Below are 1,825 nucleotides of genomic sequence, written 5' to 3' on the forward strand. Positions count from 1 at the left end.
AAGGAAGGAGCCGCCGTACTAGCACCAGGACACAACCAGCAAAAGCCATGCCACCAAAATGATTCGTTGATATTCCACCCATGAGCACCCGCCGCAGAACAAACGCCTGCGCAACGGGCAACACTAAACAACCACCACCACCCCATGCAGGGCAACAGCCAATTGTCAGCAGCTCCTTAGAAAGGAGGTGATCCAGCCGCACCTTCCGGTACGGCTACCTTGTTACGACTTAGTCCCAATCGCCGGTCCCACCTTCGACGGCTCCCCCCACAAGGGTTAGGCCACCGGCTTCGGGTGTTACCAACTTTCGTGACTTGACGGGCGGTGTGTACAAGGCCCGGGAACGTATTCACCGCAGCGTTGCTGATCTGCGATTACTAGCGACTCCGACTTCATGGGGTCGAGTTGCAGACCCCAATCCGAACTGAGACCGGCTTTTTGGGATTAGCTCCACCTCACAGTATCGCAACCCTTTGTACCGGCCATTGTAGCATGCGTGAAGCCCAAGACATAAGGGGCATGATGATTTGACGTCGTCCCCACCTTCCTCCGAGTTGACCCCGGCAGTCTCCTATGAGTCCCCGGCCGAACCGCTGGCAACATAGAACGAGGGTTGCGCTCGTTGCGGGACTTAACCCAACATCTCACGACACGAGCTGACGACAACCATGCACCACCTGTAAACCGACCGCAAGCGGGGCACCTGTTTCCAGGCATTACCGGTTCATGTCAAGCCTTGGTAAGGTTCTTCGCGTTGCATCGAATTAATCCGCATGCTCCGCCGCTTGTGCGGGCCCCCGTCAATTCCTTTGAGTTTTAGCCTTGCGGCCGTACTCCCCAGGCGGGGCACTTAATGCGTTAGCTACGGCGCGGAAAACGTGGAATGTCCCCCACACCTAGTGCCCAACGTTTACGGCATGGACTACCAGGGTATCTAATCCTGTTCGCTCCCCATGCTTTCGCTCCTCAGCGTCAGTTACAGCCCAGAGACCTGCCTTCGCCATCGGTGTTCCTCCTGATATCTGCGCATTTCACCGCTACACCAGGAATTCCAGTCTCCCCTACTGCACTCTAGTCTGCCCGTACCCACTGCAGAACCGGAGTTGAGCCCCGGTCTTTCACAGCAGACGCGACAAACCGCCTACGAGCTCTTTACGCCCAATAATTCCGGATAACGCTTGCGCCCTACGTATTACCGCGGCTGCTGGCACGTAGTTAGCCGGCGCTTCTTCTGCAGGTACCGTCACCCCGAAAGGCTTCTTCCCTACTGAAAGAGGTTTACAACCCGAAGGCCGTCATCCCTCACGCGGCGTCGCTGCATCAGGCTTTCGCCCATTGTGCAATATTCCCCACTGCTGCCTCCCGTAGGAGTCTGGGCCGTGTCTCAGTCCCAGTGTGGCCGGTCACCCTCTCAGGCCGGCTACCCGTCGTCGCCTTGGTAGGCCATTACCCCACCAACAAGCTGATAGGCCGCGAGTCCATCCAAAACCACAAAAGCTTTCCACCACCATGACATGCGCCAGATGGTCATATCCGGTATTAGACCCAGTTTCCCAGGCTTATCCCAGAGTCAAGGGCAGGTTACTCACGTGTTACTCACCCGTTCGCCACTAATCCCCCCAGCAAGCTGAGGATCATCGTTCGACTTGCATGTGTTAAGCACGCCGCCAGCGTTCATCCTGAGCCAGGATCAAACTCTCCGTTCAAAAACAAAAAACGAAACACAACCACCCCCACCGGAAATCACGGCAAAAGCAGCTGCAAATCTGAAACCAGCTGAAAACCAGACCACCACACACGGGGGTGCGCAACGGCCCGGCAAAAA

The 1,825-nt window shown here is 56.6% G+C and carries 1 rRNA gene; it reads right to left on the reverse strand.

Annotated elements, in window-relative coordinates:
- Nucleotides 1-180: 180 nt before the first annotated feature.
- A 16S ribosomal RNA gene (locus AB0N65_RS20580) occupies nucleotides 181-1,706 on the reverse strand.
- Nucleotides 1,707-1,825: the final 119 nt, after the last annotated feature.

The sequence above is a fragment of the Paenarthrobacter sp. NPDC089322 genome (genome assembly GCF_040684895.1).
Classification (GTDB): Bacteria; Actinomycetota; Actinomycetes; order Actinomycetales; family Micrococcaceae; genus Arthrobacter.